Below are 19,999 nucleotides of genomic sequence, written 5' to 3' on the forward strand. Positions count from 1 at the left end.
TCCGCTACATGACCCAGCCTCGCGTCCTGCCTGCACACCCCCGTTCACCCTCGTCGAATGCGGCGTTTGCGCCAAGGACCCAGTTGCTGGCATTGGAAGCCCGGACCCTTTTCGACGGTGCCGGCGCGGTCGCGGCCGACAAGCCGCAGGACGCAGACAGCGGACACAAGGACACGCCGACGGACACGCAGGCACGGTCGACCCAGTCGCCGGACCGGACCCCCGCGCAGGATGCCGCACGCACGCCGTCGGATGAGGCGGCGTCGCCGCGCCGGGAAATCGTGTTTGTCGATCCGGCCGTGACGGGGTGGGAACAGATCGTCGCCAACGTGCGGCCCGATGTCGACGTGGTGATGCTGGACGCCAGCCGCAATGCGCTCGAACAGATCGCCGAGACGGTGTCCAGCGGTGCGCCGGTCGATGCCATCCACATCATTTCGCATGGTTCCGAAGGCGAACTGCAACTGGGCGGCGCGGCGTTGAACCTGGCGTCCTTGCCGGGCGAGGCCACGCGTCTGGCCGACATTGGCAGCCATCTCACCACGGATGCCGACATCCTGCTGTATGGCTGCTCGATTGCCGAGGGCGGATCGGGCGCGGCCTTTCTGGAGGCCTTGTCGCGGGCCACTGGCGCGGATGTCGCCGCGTCCACGGACGCAACCGGCGCCGCATCGCGTGGCGGCAACTGGACGCTTGAATTCGACACGGGCGCCGTCGAGACCACGGCCATCCGGGCCACCAGCTTTGCCGACCTGTTGGCCGCGCCGTCGGTCACTGCGCCAACCACAGGCGTGCGTGTGGTCGAACCGAGCGTGCTCAATCCGGGCGGCGTCAGTGCGTCGACCACGACGCTGAGCGGCTGGACGGTGGCCGACGATGGCCTGGGTTCGACCACGCTGTCGGTTGACGTGACGATCGCCGATACGACCAAGGGCAGCCTTGGCGACGCGAGCGGGCAGGGCACCGTGATTGCAGGCGGCTATCGCCTGACCGGCACGGCCGCGAATCTGAACAGCTGGATCAACCAGATCACCTTTACCGCTGCGGATGTCGAACTGGGCGCCACGGCGGCAATGACCAGCCTGACCGTCCGCGTGACCGATGGCGAAGCGACGCCACTCAGCACGTCCAAGACCATCGACGTGACGGTCACGCCGTCGAACGATCCGGTATTGGTTGCGGATGGCAACCAGTCGGTCAATGAAATCGGCAGCACCGTCATTTCGTCCGCGCTGTTGCCGGTTGACCCCGAAGTGGCCGCCGGCACGCAGATGAATGCGCAGATCGTGTATCGCCTGACCGCCGCGACGACGCAAGGTTTCCTGAGCCTGTCGGGCACGCGTCTGGGCGTGGGCTCGGTGTTCACGCAGGCCGATGTGGTGGCGAACCGGCTGACCTATACGCACACGGCCACGGGCGCGACGCAGAACACGGCGGACAGCTTCAGCGTGTCCGTGAACGATGGCGCGACGCCGCAGGCCAATTCGGATACCGCAACGGTGACCCTGACGATCGCGCCCGTGAACCAGGCGCCGACCGTCGGCGGCAGCGGCAGCGTGTTCGAAGGGCAGCCGCGCAACGCGACCGACGGCGGCGTGCCGCGCTCGGTGGTGGGCGACTTCATCACCGCAACGGGCGGTGGGGACCCCGGCGACGACGCGGCGCTGTCGATCGCGATCACCTCATTGCCGACGCACGGCACCTTGCATTTTTCGGGCACGGCCACGATCAATGGCGTGTCGTCGACGATCAACCGCGACCTGACTGCCGCCGATCTGACCGGTGCGGGCTTCGTGATCGCGTATGCCAATCGATCGGGCCTGACCTACTCCAACGACGGCGTGGATGGTCCTGGCGGCCAGCCGCCTGCCGATGGCTTCAACGTCTCGGTCACGGATGCGGGCGGCGGCACGGGCGTGCCGGCCACGGCCAACGGCACCGTCACCATCAATGTGCGCGCGGTCGACGACGATCCGACCTGGGTGGCGTCGAGTACCCGCCAGGCGACCGTGACCGCGCTCGGGGCCGATAACACGGCGTCTTCGGCCGACGATTATCGCGTTACGCTGACGTCGTCGATGGTGCAGGCGCTGGACGTGGATTCGGGCGATTCGCAGCTCAGCTTCGTGCTGACCCAGCTGCCGGCCAGCGGATTGATCCTGCTCAATAATGCGCAGCTGGATGTCGGGTCCACCTTCACGATGGATGACGTTCGCAACGGTCGCGTGCAGTATCTGCAGACCGCCACGCGCAACGATGTGAATCCGTCGGACCAGTTCCGCTTCCAGGTGCGGGACAACGCCGTGGCGCTGCATTGGACCGGCGCGGGTGCGCAGTTCGAGCGGGCCGGCGGGATCTATGACAGCGCCGCGTCGAACGCCGCGTTCACGACCTTTGCATTTACCGTCAACCTGGTCCAGACCACGCCGGTCTACACCGGTCCGGGCGGCACGGTGGCGCCGACACCGGCGCCTGCCAGCACCCTGACGACCGCATACGCGGGTACGGATCCAACGACGGGCACGCCGATCGGCCAATTATCCGAAGGCGGCAGCGTGGTGCTGCGCGGCGACGACGGCAATCCTTCAACGCCGATCATGCTCAACTACACGGCCACCGGCGTGGCGCCGTCGCAGGTCGTCTACACCATCACCAGCATGGATGCCGCCGGCGTCATTGCCAAGAATGGCGTGCAACTGGCGACCTACGGCACCTTCACGCAGCAGGATCTGAACGACGGCATCGTGACGTTCACGCACGATGGCGGCGAAGACTTCGAGTCGAGCGTCGCCTTCAAGATTTCCGCCGGCGGCGGTTCGACCGGCGCGCCGCTGATCGCCGACAACGTCGTGTTCCGCTTCTATGTCACGCCGGTCAACGATTTGCCCACGGCAACCGGTGGCGCCGACATCGTGATGCCGGAAGGCGGGACGACCAACATCACCACCGGGCAGCTGAGCTTTGGCGATCCCGACGACGCGACCAGCGCCGAAAGCTATCTTGAAAACGTCACCTTCGGTGGGGCCGATGACAGCTTCGCGCTGAACAACGGCGCGGGCGGATCGGACCCGCTGCGCTTTCGAGTGACAGCCTTGCCGACGCATGGCGAACTGCAATGGAATGACAACGGCACGTGGCGCGCCGTGACCGCCGCCGACGTGACGGGGCAACGCCTGTTCGCGGCCAGCCTGGTGACGGGCTCGGGCAGCACGTCCGGCCTGCGCTATGTGCATGACGGTTCCGAAGCCAACGCCGACAGCTTCGCGGTCGTGGCCCGCGACAACCGCGGCACGGAAAGCACGGTGGGTACGGTTTCGATAGCGGTGACGGGCATCAACGATGCGCCAGAAATCGCCCGCGATCCGACGCAGACCGATCCGACCACGGCAGGCCGCTCGCCCAACAACATCGGCGGCGCGCCGGCCAACAATCCGCTGACCGTCGTGGAAGAAGGCGACTTCGTCCAGCTGACGCCCGCCATGCTGCAGGCCTACGATCCGGACTCGTCGGCCATGCAGGTGCAATACCGCATCACCACCGCGCCGGCGCAAGGCCGCATCGCCTATTCGACCGATAACGGCGTGACCTTCGCGACCATCGGGGTCGGCTCGTCCTTCACGCAGCAGGACATTGCCAGCGGCCGCATCTATTACATCCATGACGGCACGGAGCCAAGCAGCACGGGCTACCCCGGCACGCCCGACGACAGCTTCCAGTTCACCATTGCCGACGGCGACAAGGAACAGGCCGGCAACGCCTTCTGGATCTATGTCCAGCCGACCAACGACGCACCGGTCGTGACCGCGCCGACCGGGCCGGTCGTGATCGACAGCCTGACGCCCGCGAACAATCCGGTGGCGGGCTTTAGCGTGGCGGATGCCGACCTGGTGTCGCTCGCGCCGGTGGAGACCGATTTCATCCAGGTCACCGTGCGGCTGCTGACTGAAGCGGGCGTGGCCTTCAATCAGGCGGCGTACGCCGACGTCACGCTGGGTTACGGCACGGGCGCCGGCGCCACGGTCGATGGCACGCAGAATGGCGACCATGCGCTGCTGACGCTTCGCGGCACGCGGGCGCAGGTCAACGGTGCGCTGTCCGGACTGACGGTCACGTTCGCCAACGACCGGGATGCGATCTATCAGGTCGAAGTGCTGGCCGACGATCGCGTGCGGGACGTGGCGAGCGGCGCATTGGTCGACACCGATGCCGGTACGGCCGGCGTGCAGGTCAAGGCCAACGGCGGCGCGCTGAACCAGACGCAGACGCCGCCGGGCAACCCGACGGTCGTCCCGTCCACGGAATACGACTGGTACGGCGCGGCAGTGCCGGCCGACCATCCGAACATTGGCGCGAAGGCGGTGGTGGTGTGGGCGTCGAACGTCAATGATCTGCAGACGGTGGTCGTTCCCGGTGCGCAGACGCCTTCCGAAGACACTGCGTTCACCTTCAGCGCGGGCGGCGGCAATGGCATCCAGGTTGGCGACGCCGAGTCGAACGCCTTCAAGCTGCCGGTGACGTTGACGCTGTCGGTGACCGACGGCGTGCTGGACGTGGGCGCCCAGACAGGGGTAACGATCACGGGTAGCGGCACGGCCACGGTCACACTGGTGGGCACCGCGGCGGATATCCAGTCGCGGCTCGACGCTGGCTTCACCTACACCGGCAAGTCGCAATTCAACGGCACCGATACGCTGACCGTCACGCTGACCGAAGGCCAGGCAGCGGTGGGCAGCGATGTCGGAAGCGGCAGCGTGGCCAATGCGCCCGTCATCCGCACCGTGGCGCTCGACCTGGCGGCAGTGAACGACCAGGCATCGGTCACCGTGCCTGGCGCGCCGGTCGCCGTGACAGGCAACGGCACGGCGCAGGCATTGACCGGCGTATCGGTGGGCGACGCGAACGACTTCAACGGCAACTCGGCGGGTGTGCAGCCTGGCGAGACGGATTTCATCCAGGTCACGGTTCGCCTGACGGATACCGCTGGTGCGCCGATCACCGATTACACGGGCATCACGTTTGCGGTGGCCGGTGGCGCAACGGTCGATACGACTTACGGTGGGGTGGGTGCGCCGCTGGTGGTGCGCGGCACCGTGGCGGCGGTGAATACGGCCCTGGCAGGTTTGACGGTGGCCCTGACCGGCGACCGCGATGCGGCCTACCGCGTGCAGGTGCTGGCCGATGACCGCCTGCGGGATGGGAACGGTGTCCTGACGAGCGGGGCCAATGGCGGCGCGGTCAACCAGCAGACTGGCCTCCCTGCCGTGCCGGCCACGGACACGTTCGCGGCCGATCCGGTGAACACGCCAACGGCAACGGCGGCAGCGCTGTACAACGTGGCGATCGGCAGCTTTGATGTGCGCGCGTCGTCGACCAACGATGCGCCGGTCAATGTCTTGCCGGCTTCGTTCACCGTGGTCGAGGATGCCGGCGCGACCGCCGTGCGCGACGGCTCGAACCAGTACATCCAGATCACCGATGCGGACGACTTCGGTTCGACCATGACGGTGGTGTTGACGGCGACCAACGGCACGCTTGCCCGCAGCAGCACCACAGGTGTGACCGGCAGCCTTTCGGGTGCGTCGATCACCCTGACGGGTAGCAAGACTGACGTCAACACCGCACTGCGCACGCTGACCTTCGCACCCACGGCCAATCTGCAAGGCGCTGCCGGCATCGCCAGCATTTCGATCAGCACCACCGACACATCGCTGGATGGCGTGGCCGGCAACAACCAGGTCGCGAACAGCCGCCTGGACATCGCCATCACGTCGGCCAACGACCGGCCGACGATCAGCACCAACGTGACCCTGCCGGCCGGCACCGAAGAGGTGCCTGGCGCCGGCGTCACCCTCAGCACGCTGGCCCTGGGCTACAGCGACGCCACCGACAATCAGTCGGGGGCCAGCAACGCGACGACTGCGGTCAGCGGTGGCAACACGTCCACGGCATTCTCGTACCTTGCGATCATCGGGTCGACGTCGTACACCGCCGCGCAGGGCGCATGGCAGGTATCGGATGGCTCGGGCGGCTGGATCACGATTCCGACAACGGGGCTGAGCGCCACCAATGCGCTGGTGTTTTCCTCGAGCCGCGATATCCGCTTCGTGCCGGCGAACAACTTCTTCGGCACGCCAGGCGCGCTGCGCGTCGTCGCAGCCGATGGCAGCTCCACTGTCTCGACGAGCACGAGCGCCTCTGACACCAAGTCTCTGACCGCAAACGGCGGCACGACGGCGACAGGCGCGTGGAGCGACACGACAGCGCCTCGCACCATCGGCACGACCGTTGCAAACGTCAACGATCGGCCCACGGCCAGCAACACGAGCCTGACCGCCACCCTCGAGGACGCGGCCAATCCGTCGGGTGCGACGGTGGCAGGGTTGGGCTTCGGCTATAGCGACGTCACCGACAACCAGGGTACGGGCGGCGCCAACATCACGGGCGGTGGCAATGCCGCAACGGCTTTCGGAGGTATCGCCATTGTTGGCAACGCGGCCAATGCCGCGGCCGAAGGGGTCTGGCAATACAACGACAACGCCGGCTCGGGCTGGGTCACGATAGGCAGCGGCGCGTCTGCGCCAGCCGATGGGTCGGCCCTGCTGCTGTCGACCACGGCCAGCCTGCGCTTCCTGCCGAACGTTGCCAACTACAACGGCACGCCGGGCGGCCTGACGGTGTATGTGTCCGACAGCGCCGTCACGACGACGGCCAGCAGCGACATCTCAGGCAGCCTGGGCGCAACCGGACATTGGTCCACTGCCGTCGCGCTGGGTACGACGGTCACGCGCCAGAACGATGCGCCGGTGCTGACCGGCACCGCGTCGTCCCCGACCCAATCCGAAAACGCGACCACCGGCAGCGGTGTGTCGGTCGATCCGATCAAGTTGGTCACCGCCGGTTCGGCGATCACCGACCTGGACCTGGCGACGTCGTCGGGCCTGAACAGCACGATCTTCGGTCAGGGCAGCATCACGGTGCGCATCACCGACGCGTCGGGCTACGTCACCGGCGACACGCTGTCGGTGGATCTGGCCAGCCTGCCTGGCGGGGCGCTGCCCACCGGTGTGAGCCTGTCGGGCGGATCGAGCGCCGACCTGGTCATCACGCTTGGGTCCGGCACGACCCTGGCCCAGGTGGGCCAACTGGTTGACGCCATCACCTATCGCAGCACCAGCGACAACCCGACCGTCAACGGCACGCGCACCACCCGCGACTACAGCGTGATCGTCAGCGACGGCAACAACCAGCAGACGGGCGGCAATGCGGGCGGCCCGGGCTCGCTCAACAGCGCGCCGATCGTGGGCCGCCTGACGATCGCCCCGGTCAACGACGCGCCGGTCGTCGACCTGAATGGTGCGGCGGCGGGTGCCGACGTAACGTACACGTGGACCGAACCGTCCAACGCGGCGCATGTGGCCCTGCCGTTCGTGGCCGGCACGCTGGTGACCGATGCGGACAACACCAATCTGGTCGGCCTGAGCCTGGTCGTGTCGGGTGTGGTCGATGGCGCCAGCGAGCGTATCGTGCTGGGCGGACGCAGCTTTGCGCTGAACGCCGACCAGACCGTGACGGACACCGGCGGCGCCTACACGATCACCTATGTGGCGGCGACCGGTACCTTTACCGTCGCGCCCGTGACGGGTGTGGCCACGACAGCGGCCGTGCAGACCCTGGTGCGCGGACTGGCCTACGTCAACGACAGCGACAACCCCACGGCCGGCAATCGCACCGTCACTGTGCAGGTGACCGATGCGGGCTTTGAGGACACGGCCGCGTCGACCGGCAAGCTGGTCGGCAATGTGGCGACCGCGACGATCGTTGTGGTGCCTTCAAATGATCAGCCGGTGATCTCGGGTCTCGATCCGGTCACGTTCTTTGAAAACGCCATCAACCAGTCCGCCGCGATCATCGACGGGGCGGTGGTGCTGGCCGATGTGGACAGCGCCAACTTTGCGGGCGGCAGCCTGACCGTGTCGGGACTGGTGGCCGGGCAGGACACCGTTTCGCTGGGCAGCAGCGTGCCGGCCGTCTTTGGCGCGGTGCAGCGCAACGGCGCCACGGTCGAGTACTACAACGGCAGTGCCTGGGTCACGGTGGGATCGATCACGGGCGGCGCCGGAAACACACTGACCATCGGCTTCAATGCCACGACGACGCGTGACGTCGCTCAGGCGGTCATCAGTGCACTGAACTTTGCGAATTCGTCGGATGCGCCGACCCTGACGCGCACGCTGACGCTGGCCATCAACGATGGCGGCGCGGGCACGACGCAGACGCAGACCGTGCTGGTCACGATCGTGCGCGACAACGATGCGCCGGTCATGACGGCAGGCTCGGTGGGCGGCACCGGTTATGCCGAACAAGGGACGGCAGTCGCCTTGCTCGGCGGCCCCATTGCGGTGTCCGATCCGGATGCGGTCACGAACTTCTACAACAGCGGCGCCAACATCGGATCGCTGACGGTGGCCTTCAGTGGCTACCAGACGGGCGATGTGCTGTCGGTCGCGAACCAGGGCGCGGGCGCCGGCCAGATCGGCGTGTCGGGCAGCACGGTGTCGTACGCCGGCACGGCGTTCGCCACGATCACTGGCGGGTCGGCCGCCAATCTGGTGCTGACCTTCACGTCGAACGCGGCCACTCCGGCGGCAGTCAACGCCTTGCTGGCGCAGTTGCGTTACAGCTCGACGAGTGACGACCCGACCGTGAATGGCACGCAGACCGGCCGTGCCCTGACGATTACCTTGAATGACGGGGGCAACAGCAAGGGCGCGACGTCGGCGACCGGCGCGTTGACGGCGGCATTGAACGGCACGATCGCCGTGGCCGCGGTGAACGATGCGCCTGTGCTCGGCGGCACCTTGCCGACCGCCAGCTTTACCGAGAACGGGTCGGCCGTGGTGCTCGACGGCGGGCTGACCGTCAGCGATGTGGACGACACGCAGATCGCGTCGGCCACGGTGTCGATCGGAACCGGTTTCCAGGCGGGCGACACCCTGGTGTATGTGAATCAGGCCGGCATCAATGGGACCTACAACACGGGAACAGGCGTACTGAGCCTGACCGGTACAGCCACGTTGGCCGAGTACCAGGCCGCCTTGCGGTCCGTCACGTTCACCACCAGCAGCGATGATCCGACCGTGAATGGCACCGCCGCGACGCGCGCCATCAATTGGACGGTGACCGATGCCGGGTCGGACGCCGCGGCGGCGACCAGCTCGACCCGCACGACCAGCCTGACCGTGACGCCACTGCAGGACGCGCCGGTCATCAGCGCGGGCGGCACCCTGGCCTATACCGAAAACGCCGCGTCGCAGGTCATTGATGGCGCCGTGACGGTGGTGTCGGATGCCGACGATACGCAATTGAGCGGCGCCACCATCACGATCAGCAGCGGCTTTACCGCTGGCGACGTGTTGAGCTTCACCACCCAGAACGGCATCACGGCCGCCAGCAACACCAATGGGGTGCTGACGCTGACGGGCAATGCAACGCTGGCGCAATACCAGGCTGCGTTGCGGTCGGTGCGCTACGCGTCCACGTCGGAAGACCCGAAGGCCACGTCGTCTACCCGCACCGTCAGCTGGCAGGTGCGTGACGCGAACTCGGACAGCGCCGGCGTCGCAAGCAGCAGTGTCGTGACCAGCACGATCAGCCTGACTGCGGTGAACGATGCACCGGTGCTTGGTGGAACCCTGCCTGCGCCAAGCTTTACCGAGAACGGCACGGCGGTGGTGCTTGATGGCAACCTGACGATCAGTGATGTCGACGACACGCAGATGGCGTCTGCCTCCGTCAGGATCACATCCGGCTTCACCGCGGGCGATGTGCTTGCTTTCGTCAACCAGTCGGGCATCAGCGGCGCTTACGACAGTGCGACCGGCGTGCTCAGCCTGACCGGCGCGGCTACGGTCGCCCAGTACCAAGCGGCGTTGCGGTCGGTGGTGTTTTCATCCACCAGCGACGACCCGACCGTGAATGCCACCGCAACGACGCGCGGCATCGGCTGGACAGTCACGGACGCGGGTTCCGATGCGGCCGCTGCAAGCAGTGTGTCGCGCAACACCACTCTGACAGTGGTGCCTGCGCAGGACGCCCCGGTGCTCAGCGCCGGTGGCACGTCCACTTATGTGGAGAACGCCGTCGCGCAGGTTATCGACGGCGCGGTCACGGTCGTTTCCGACGCCGACGACACCCAGTTGAGCGGCGCAACCATCACGATCAGCGCGGGTTACACAGCCGGCGATACCTTGGGCTTTGCAGCGCAGAACGGCATCACGGTGGCCAGCAATGCCAACGGCGTGTTGACGCTGACCGGCACCGCCACCCTGGCGCAATATACGCAGGCGCTGCGGTCGGTTACCTTCTCGTCCACCTCGGACGACCCGACCGCAAGCTCGGCATCCCGCACCGTCAGCTGGCAGGTCCGCGATGCCAACTCCGACAATGCAGGTGTCGCGACCAGCTCGGCCGTGACGAGCACGCTCAACGTGACGGCAGGCAACGACGCTCCCGTATTGGGCGGTACGCTGCCGACCGTGACCTTCGCGGAAAACGGCACGGCCGTCGTGGTGGACAGTGGACTGACCCTGACCGACCTCGATGACACGCAGATCGCATCGGCATCGGTGCGCATCTCGTCGGGCCTGACCGCGGGCGATGTGCTTGCGTTCGTCAACCAGTCCGGCATCAGCGGCAGCTACGACGCAGCCACGGGCCTGCTCAGCCTGACCGGCACGGCCACGCTCGCGCAATACCAGGCAGCGCTGCGCACGATCACCTTTGTGTCGTCCAGCGACGATCCCACGGCCAACGCCACGGCCACCACGCGCGGCATCACCTGGACGGTGACCGATGCGAACTCCGACGGGGCGGGCGCCGCCAGCACGACGCGCTCGACCAGCGTCACGGTCAACCCTGCGCAGGACGCGCCGGTACTGACCGCGGGCGGATCGCTGACCTACACCGAAAACGCGGCCGCGCAGGCCGTCGACGCGACCCTGGTGGTGGTGTCCGATGCCGACGATACGCAGCTGAGCGGCGCCACCATCACGATCAGTGGCGGCTATACCGCGGGCGACGTGCTGAGCTTCACGCCGCAGAACGGCATCACCATCGCCAGCAACACCACTGGCGTGCTGACGCTGACCGGCTCCGCCACGCTGGCGCAATATCAAGCCGCCTTGCGGTCTGTCGGTTATGCCTCGACATCGGAAGACCCGACGGCCACATCGGCCACCCGCACGGTCAGCTGGCAGGTGCGCGACGCAAATTCGGACGATGCCGGCGTGGCCAGCAGCGCCGTGGTCACAAGCACCATCACCCTGACGGCCGTCAATGATGCGCCGGTGCTGACACCCCAAGCCGGGTCGGCGGCGTTCACGGAAAACGGGTCGGCCATTGCGGTCGATACGGGCCTGACGGTCGGCGATGCCGACGATACGCTGATCACTGGCGGCACGATTGCCATCACCACCGGCGCGCTGGCGTCGGATGAGCTGGCGGTGGTGGTGGCGGGCAGCAACATTGCCGGAAGCTTCAACGCGGCGACGGGCGTGCTGACGCTGACCGGCACCGACACCCTGGCGAACTACCAGACGGTGCTGCGCAGCCTGACCTACCGCAATGGCAGTGACGACCCGACCGACAACGGCAGCAAGCCCAGCCGAGTGATCACCTATCGCCTGACGGATGCCAATTCCGACGGCGTGGGCGCGGCCATTGGCGCTGCCACCAAGGGCATCACGATCACTGCGACGCAGGACGCGCCCGTCGTGACGGCGGGCGGGTCCACGACCTATGCCGAGAACGCAGCGGCGCAGGTGATCGACGCGACCGTAACCGTGGCATCGGACGCCGACGATACGCAGTTGAGCGGCGCCACCATCACCATCAGCGGTGGCTATACCGCCGGCGATATCCTGGGATTTACCGCGCAGAACGGCATCACGGCCGCAAGCAACGCCAATGGCGTGCTGACCCTGACCGGCACGGCCACCCTGGCGCAGTACCAGGCGGCGCTGCGGTCGGTGACCTATACGTCGACGTCGGACGATCCGACCGTGACGTCGGCCGCGCGCACGGTCAGCTGGCAAGTCCGCGATGCCGATTCGGATGCTACCGGGACGGCCAGCAGCACCGTCGTGACCAGTACCCTGACGCTGACCCCGAGCAACGACATTCCCGTCTTGGGCGGCACCTTGCCTGCGCCGGTGTTTATCGAAAACGGCTCCGCCGTGGTGCTCGATGGCAATCTGACGGTGTCCGACCTGGACGACACGCAGATCAGCGCGGCGTCGGTCGCGATCGCCACCGGCCTGACGGCAGGCGATACGCTTGTCTTCGTCAACCAGTCGGGCATTGCCGGCAGCTATGACAGCACGACCGGTGTGCTCAGCCTGACCGGCACCGCGACGCTGGCGCAATACCAGGCCGCGCTGCGGTCGGTCACGTTCTTGTCGTCGAGCGACGATCCCACCGTCAATGGCACGGCCGCCACGCGCGGCATTCGCTGGACGGTCACGGACGCCGGATCGGATGCGGCCGCCACGACCAGCGCGGTGCGCACCACCAGCCTGACCGTGACGCCAGCGCAAGACGCGCCGGTGCTGACGGCAGGCGCCACGCTCAACTACACCGAAAACCAGGCCGCTGCCGTCATCGACAGCACACTGACGGTGTCTGACGCCGACGATACCCAGTTGACCGGCGCGACCGTCAGCATTGCAGCCGGATTGACCGCAGGCGATGTCCTTGCGTTCGTCAACCAATCGGGAATCACCGGCAGCTACGATGGGGCCACCGGCGTGCTGACGCTGACCGGGACCGCCACGCTGGCGCAGTACCGCGACGCATTGCGCACGGTCACCTACGCATCGACCAGCGAGACGCCCACCCGGACGTCGGCCACGCGCACGATTTCCTGGACCGTCGTGGACGCCGATTCGGATGGCGCGGGCGCGGCGCGCAGCAGCGCCGTGACCAGCGTGATCGCCATCACTGGCGTCAATGACATTCCGGTGGCCAACCCCGATACCGGGGCGGTGACCGAAAATGCAGTGCTGACGACGACGGCGGCACGTGGCGTGATCCAGGGCGCGGTCAGCAGCGGCACGGACACGGATCTGGACGGCGATACGCTGTCGGTGATCGGCGTGACGACCGGCACGGCAATGACCGTGGCCGGGGTCGGCACCGCATCTGCCGGGTCCGCCCTGGTGGGTGCGCTGGGCACCCTCACACTGAACGCCGATGGCAGCTACACCTATGCGGCGGATCAGGCCGGAGCGGAAGCGCTGGCCGCGGGCCAGACGGCAACGGACACCTTCAGCTATGCGATCAGCGATGGCAAGGGCGGTACTGCCTTCACCACGCTGACGATTACGGTTACCGGTATCAATGACGCGCCGACCCCGGTGGGCGCCTTGCCGCCGGTCACGCAGGCCGACAGTACGGTGGTGGCGGTGCCCACGGCAGCCGGGTTTGCGGACGTTGATCAGAACAACAGCTTTACCTACAGCGCGGCCGGCTTGCCTGCCGGGCTGACGATCAACACGGCGACCGGGGTGATCTCGGGCACGCTGGATCATCAGGCCAGCCAGGGCGGCACCGGCGGCGTCCATACCGTTGCGGTCACGGCAACCGACAGCCAGGGCGCAAGCGTGACGCAGCGCTTTGCCTTCACGGTCACCAATCCGGCACCGGTGGCAACACCGGACACCGGCAGCTTGACCGAGAATGCCACGCTGGTTGTGGGCGCCGGTAACGGCGTCATTCGTGGCGCGGTCGGCACCGGTGGCACGGTCGGCACCGATACCGATGTGGACGGCGATGCGCTGACTGTTGTCGGCGTCAGCACCGGCACGGCGGCATCCGTGGGTGGCGTGGGTACGGCCAACACGGGAACGGCACTGGTTGGCGCGCTGGGCACGCTGACGTTGAACGCCGACGGCAGCTACCGCTACGTGGCGGACCAGGCCGCGGCCGATGCCTTGGGCGCAGGCCAGACCGCCACCGACACCTTCAGCTATGCGATCAGTGACGGCAATGGCGGCACGGCCTTCAGCACGCTGACGATTACGGTCACGGGCGCGAATGACGCGCCGACCGCGGTCAGCAGCCTGCCGCCAGTCACGCAGGCCGACAGCACGGTGGTTGCCGTGCCGACGGCCACCGGATTCGCGGACCTGGATCGCAACAACACCTTCAGCTATACCGCAACCGGGCTGCCAGCCGGTCTGACGATCGATGCGTCGACCGGCGTCATTTCGGGCACGCTGGCACGCGATGCGAGCCAGGGCGGAACCGGCGGTGTTCATGCCGTCACGGTTACCGCGACCGACAGCCAGGGCGCGGCCGTCAGCCAGCGCTTCGACTTTACGGTGACCAATCCCGCGCCGGTCGCGGCGCCCGACACGGGCAGCGTGAACGAGAACGCCACCTTGATCGTGGCCGCGGGCAACGGCGTCATGCTGGGTACGGTGGGTACCGATAGCGATGTGGACGGCGATACGCTGGTCGTCACAGGCGTCACGACCGGGACGGCGGCATCGGTTGCCGCGGTGGGCACGGCGCACACCGGCAGCACGCTGGTCGGCACCCTGGGTACGCTGACCTTGAACGCCGACGGCAGTTATCGCTACGTGGCGGACCAGGCGGCGGCCGAGGCGCTGGGCGCCGGTCAGACCGCAGCCGACACCTTCAGTTATGCGATCAGCGATGGCAATGGCGGAACGGCCTTCAGCACGCTGACGATCACGGTGACGGGCGTGAACGATGCGCCGATTGCGGTGGGCAGCCTGCCACCGGTTGTCCAGGCCGATAGCACTTTGGTCAACGTGCCGACGGCTGGCGCATTCACCGATACGGATGCCAACAATCGCTTTACCTACAGCGCAGCCGGCTTGCCCGCAGGCTTGGTCATCGATGCTGCCACGGGCGCCATCACGGGCACGCTGGACCACCAGGCCAGCCAGGGTGGCACGGGCGGCGTCCACGGGGTCGTGGTCACAGCGACCGACAGCCAGGGCGCGGCGGTCACGCAGCGCTTCGATTTCACGGTCACCAACCCTGCGCCGGTTGCCACACCGGATGTCAATACCGTGGCCGAGAACGCCACGTTGGTAGTGGGCGCAGGCAATGGCGTCATTCGCGGCGCGATCGGCACCGATACCGATGTGGACGGCGACACGTTGGCGGTGACGGGTGTGACGACGGGCACGGCCGGCAGTCTGGCGGCAGTGGGCTCCGCCAACACCGGGACTGCCCTGGTGGGCACCCTGGGCACCTTGACCCTGAATGCCGACGGCAGCTATCGCTACGTGGCGGACCAGGCCGCAGCCGATGCCCTGGGCGCAGGGCAGACCGCCGCCGATACCTTCAGCTATACGATCAGCGACGGCAACGGCGGGACGGCCTTCAGCACGCTGACGATCACGGTCACGGGCAGCAACGATGCCCCGACCGCCGTCGGCAGCCTGCCGCCGGTGGTGCGCGCGGACAGCACGTCCGTCAACCTGCCGACGGCTGCAGCCTTTGCAGACATCGACGCCAACAACACCTTTACCTACAGCGCGACGGGCTTGCCTGCCGGGCTGACGATCGACGCGGCCACGGGAATCATCGCGGGCACGCTGGACCATCAGGCCAGCCAGGGTGGGACGGGCGGCGTCCATGCGGTGGTCGTCACGGCGACGGATAGCCAGGGCGCAACGATCACGCAGCGCTTCGACTTCACGGTCATCAACCCCGCGCCGGTGGCGACACCGGATGTGGGCAGCGTGGGCGAGAACGCCACGCTGGTCGTGGGTGCCGGCAATGGCGTGATCCTGGGCGCAGTGGGTCCCGACACCGACGTCGATGGCGACACTCTTGTCGTGACGGGTGTGACGACCGGCACGGCCTCCACGCTGTCCGCGGTCGGCGCCGCCAATACCGGCACGGCGCTGGTCGGCACGCTCGGCACCCTGACCTTGAATGCCGATGGCAGCTACCGCTACGTCGCGGATCAGGCAGCGGCCGATGCGTTGGGCGCAGGGCAGACCGCGACGGACACGTTCAGCTATGCGATCAGTGACGGCAACGGCGGCACGGCCTTCAGCACGCTGACGATTACGGTCACGGGCAGCAACGATGCCCCGACCGCGGCGGGCACCTTGCCCCCGGTGGTGCGTGCTGATAGCACGAGCGTCAACCTGCCCACCGCCGCAGCCTTTGCGGATGTGGATCGCAACACTACCTTTACCTATAGCGCGAGCGGCTTGCCCGCCGGGCTGACCATCGATACCGCAACCGGCGTCATTGCTGGCACGCTGGATCATCAGGCCAGCCAGGGCGGAACTGGCGGCGTCCATGCTGTCACGATTACCGCAACCGATAGCCAGGGCGCAGCGGTCACGCAGCGCTTCGACTTCACGGTCATCAACCCCGCGCCAGTGGCAACACCGGATGTGGGCACTGTCGGCGAAAACGCGACCCTGGTCGTTGGCGCCGGCAATGGCGTCATCCTTGGCTCGGTGGGTACGGATACCGACGTGGATGGCGATGCCTTGACGGTTATCGGCGTCAGCGCTGGCACGTCAGCGTCCGTGGGTGGCGTGGGTGCGGCCAACACGGGTACGCCGCTGGTCGGCACGCTTGGCACCCTGACCTTGAACGCCGATGGCAGCTACCGCTACACGGCAGACCAGCCTGCGGCCGACGCGTTGGGCGCAGGTCAGACCGCAACGGATACCTTCAGCTACGCCATCAGCGACGGCAACGGCGGAACGGCCTTCAGCACGCTGACGATTACGGTCACGGGCAGCAACGATGCCCCGACCGCGGTCGGCAGCTTGCCAGCAGTGGTGCGTGCCGACAGCACGGCGGTCAGCCTGCCGACGGCCGCAGCCTTTGCGGACGTCGATCGCAACAACACCTTTACCTACAGTGCGACCGGCCTGCCCGCCGGGCTCGCCATCGATGCGGCAACGGGTGTCATCTCGGGCACGCTGGATCATCAAGCCAGCCAGGGCGGAACCGGTGGCATCCACGCGGTGGTGGTCACGGCCACGGACAACCAAGGCGCCAGCGTGTCGCAGCGCTTCGACTTCACGGTGACCAACCCGGCTCCGGTGGCAACGCCTGACGTGGGCAGCGTGAACGAAAACGCCACGCTGGTGGTTGGCCCGGCCAACGGCGTCATCATGGGTACGGTCGGCAAGGTCGGCACGGACACCGATATCGATGGGGACACCCTGGCGGTCACGGGTGTGACGACCGGCACGGCCGGCAGCCAGGCTGCGGTCGGATCCGCCCACACTGGCAGCGCGCTAGTGGGCGCATTCGGTACGCTGACGCTGAATGCGGACGGCAGCTATCGCTACACGGCAGACCAACCGGCGGCCGACGCACTGGGCGCAGGGCAGACCGCTACCGACACCTTCAGCTATGCGATCAGCGATGGCAACGGCGGCACGGCCTTCAGCACGCTGACGATCACGGTGACGGGCGCGAACGATGCGCCAAGCAACGTGGGGACATTGCCTTCGGTCGTGCGAGCCGACAGCACGACAGTGACCTTGCCAACGGCAGCAGCGTTTACCGACATCGACCGCAACAACACCTTTACCTACACCGCGACCGGCTTGCCGGCGGGCCTGACGATCAACGCCATGACCGGGCTGATTTCTGGCGCCTTGGCGCACGACGCCAGCCAGGGCGGAACGGGTGGCATCCACGCGGTCGTGGTCACGGCCACGGACAACCAAGGCGCAAGCACGTCGCAGCGCTTCGACTTCACGGTGACCAACCCGGCTCCGGTGGCAACGCCTGACGTGGGCAGCGTGAACGAAAACGCCACGCTGGTGGTTGGCGCTGGCAACGGCGTGATCCTGGGTACGGTCGGCACCGACACAGATGTCGATGGGGACACCCTGATCGTCACAGGTGTCACGACCGGAACCGCAGCCAACCAGGCTGCCGTCGGGTCCGCCAACACCGGAACTGCGTTGGTGGGCACACTGGGCACCTTGACCCTGAATGCCGACGGCAGCTACCGCTACACGGCCGACCAAGCCGCGGCCGACGCACTGGGCGCAGGGCAGACCGCCACCGACACCTTCAGCTATGCCATCAGTGATGGCAATGGCGGAACGGCGTTCAGCACGCTGACGATCACGGTGAATGGGACCAACGATGCACCCACCTCCGTTGGCGTTTTGCCTGCGGTCGTGCGGGCCGACAGCACGGCAGTGACCTTGCCAACGGCAGCAGCGTTTACCGACATCGACCGCAACAACACCTTTACCTATACCGCGACCGGCTTGCCGGCGGGCCTGACGATCAACGCCACGACCGGGCAGATTTCCGGCACCTTGGCGCACGATGCCAGCCAGGGCGGAACGGGTGGCATCCACGCAGTCGTGGTTACGGCCACGGACAGCCAGGGCGCCAGCACGTCGCAGCGCTTTGACTTCACGGTGACCAACCCGGCTCCAGTGGCAACGCCAGATACGGGCAGCGTGAACGAAAACGCCACGCTGGTGGTTGGCGCTGGCAACGGCGTGATCCTGGGCAAGGTCGGCACTGACACCGATGTCGATGGGGACACCCTCATCGTCACGGGTGTCACGACCGGAACCGCAGCCAGCCAGGCTGCCGTCGGGTCCGCCAACATCGGGACTGCGTTGGTGGGCACATTGGGCACCTTGACGTTGAACGCCGACGGCAGCTATCGCTACACGGCCGACCAAGCTGCGGCCGACGCCCTGGGCGCGGGTCAGACCGCCACCGACACCTTCAGCTATGCCATCAGCGATGGCAATGGCGGCACGGGCTTCAGCACGCTGACGATTACGGTCACTGGCGCCAATGACGCGCCGGTGGCCAACGCCGACACGGGCGCCGTGCGCAATGGCGAGACCGTGGTGGTCCCGGCAGGGCAGGGCGTGATCCAGGGCGCCGACCAGGCGGGCCGCGACACCGACACCGATGGCGGCACGCTGCAGGTCGTGGGTGTCGCAGCCGGCACGGCGGCGAACGCCGACGCGGTCGGCCGCGCCCAGGTCGGCCAGCCGCTGGTGGGCGTCTTTGGCACGCTGACCTTGCAGCCGGATGGCAGCTACACCTATGCGGCGAATCAGCCTGCCGCCGCGCAGTTGTCTCCCGGTGCGCAGGGAGCCGACGTGTTCAGCTATGCCGTCAGCGATGGCAACGGCGGCACGGCGGCCGCCACGCTGACCATCACGGTGACCGGAACGACGCCCGTCGTGGTCACGCCGGTGACACCGGTCACGCCAGTGACGCCGGCCGAGCCTGCGCAGCCGACACCGACGCAACCAGCGGCTCCCGCACCCGTCCTGCCCTTGCCGGAATCGCCCGCGCCGATCCAGATCGCCGACAACGCCGTCCGGTCGAGTGTGATGGGAACGCGCTTCACGACCGAGCCGCCGGGTGTGTGGCAGGAGTATTGGAGCGATAACCGCGTCATCAACCTGCCGCTGCCCATCCATCCGATCGTCTATGTCGAAGTGACGGTGGAACGCGAGCAGGCGCTGCGGGCGGGCACCGACATGCAGGCGTCGGGCATCGACGTCAACGCGATCGATGGCGGCAGTACCGACATCGTGTCGCGCGGGCAGGGCCTGGGCCAGGATGCGTCCATCTTCGTGCGGCATGCCGTCAACGAAGCGGAACGCGAACAGGCCTGGTTGCGCAGCCGCACCTTGGGACGGGATGGACGCGTCTCCTTGTCGGCCGACAACCTGTTGCCGAACAACAGCCTTTTCGCGTTGGACCTGATTCCGTCCGCGCAGGACAGCCGCGAGGCTGCGCCACCCCCGGCCGCCGCCGAACGCCAGGCGCCGGCCCCTGAAGCCAGGCGCACCGGCGCCGCGGGCTTTGCCGATCAACTCAAGCGCGCAAGTCGGAGCATCAGCCCCGTCCGCGCCGCCGACCCGGTGCCTGCCGCGCAACTTGCGCTGCGCACACCGGCCCCCACGCCTTCGACTCACCAAGAATGATG

Annotated in this window: 1 protein-coding gene; it reads left to right on the forward strand. The window is 67.4% G+C overall.

Going from position 1 to position 19,999, the window contains the following annotated elements; all coding sequences use genetic code 11:
* Positions 1–8 precede the first annotated feature (8 nt).
* The gene (locus HD883_RS23795) at positions 9–19,997 is read left to right on the forward strand and encodes a VCBS domain-containing protein (protein WP_179589444.1); all 19,989 of its coding nucleotides are present in this window, start codon (positions 9–11) and stop codon (positions 19,995–19,997) included.
* Positions 19,998–19,999: the final 2 nt, after the last annotated feature.

Origin of the sequence: Pigmentiphaga litoralis (assembly GCF_013408655.1) — a bacterium.
In the GTDB taxonomy this organism is placed as follows: Bacteria; Pseudomonadota; Gammaproteobacteria; order Burkholderiales; family Burkholderiaceae_B; genus Pigmentiphaga; species Pigmentiphaga litoralis_A.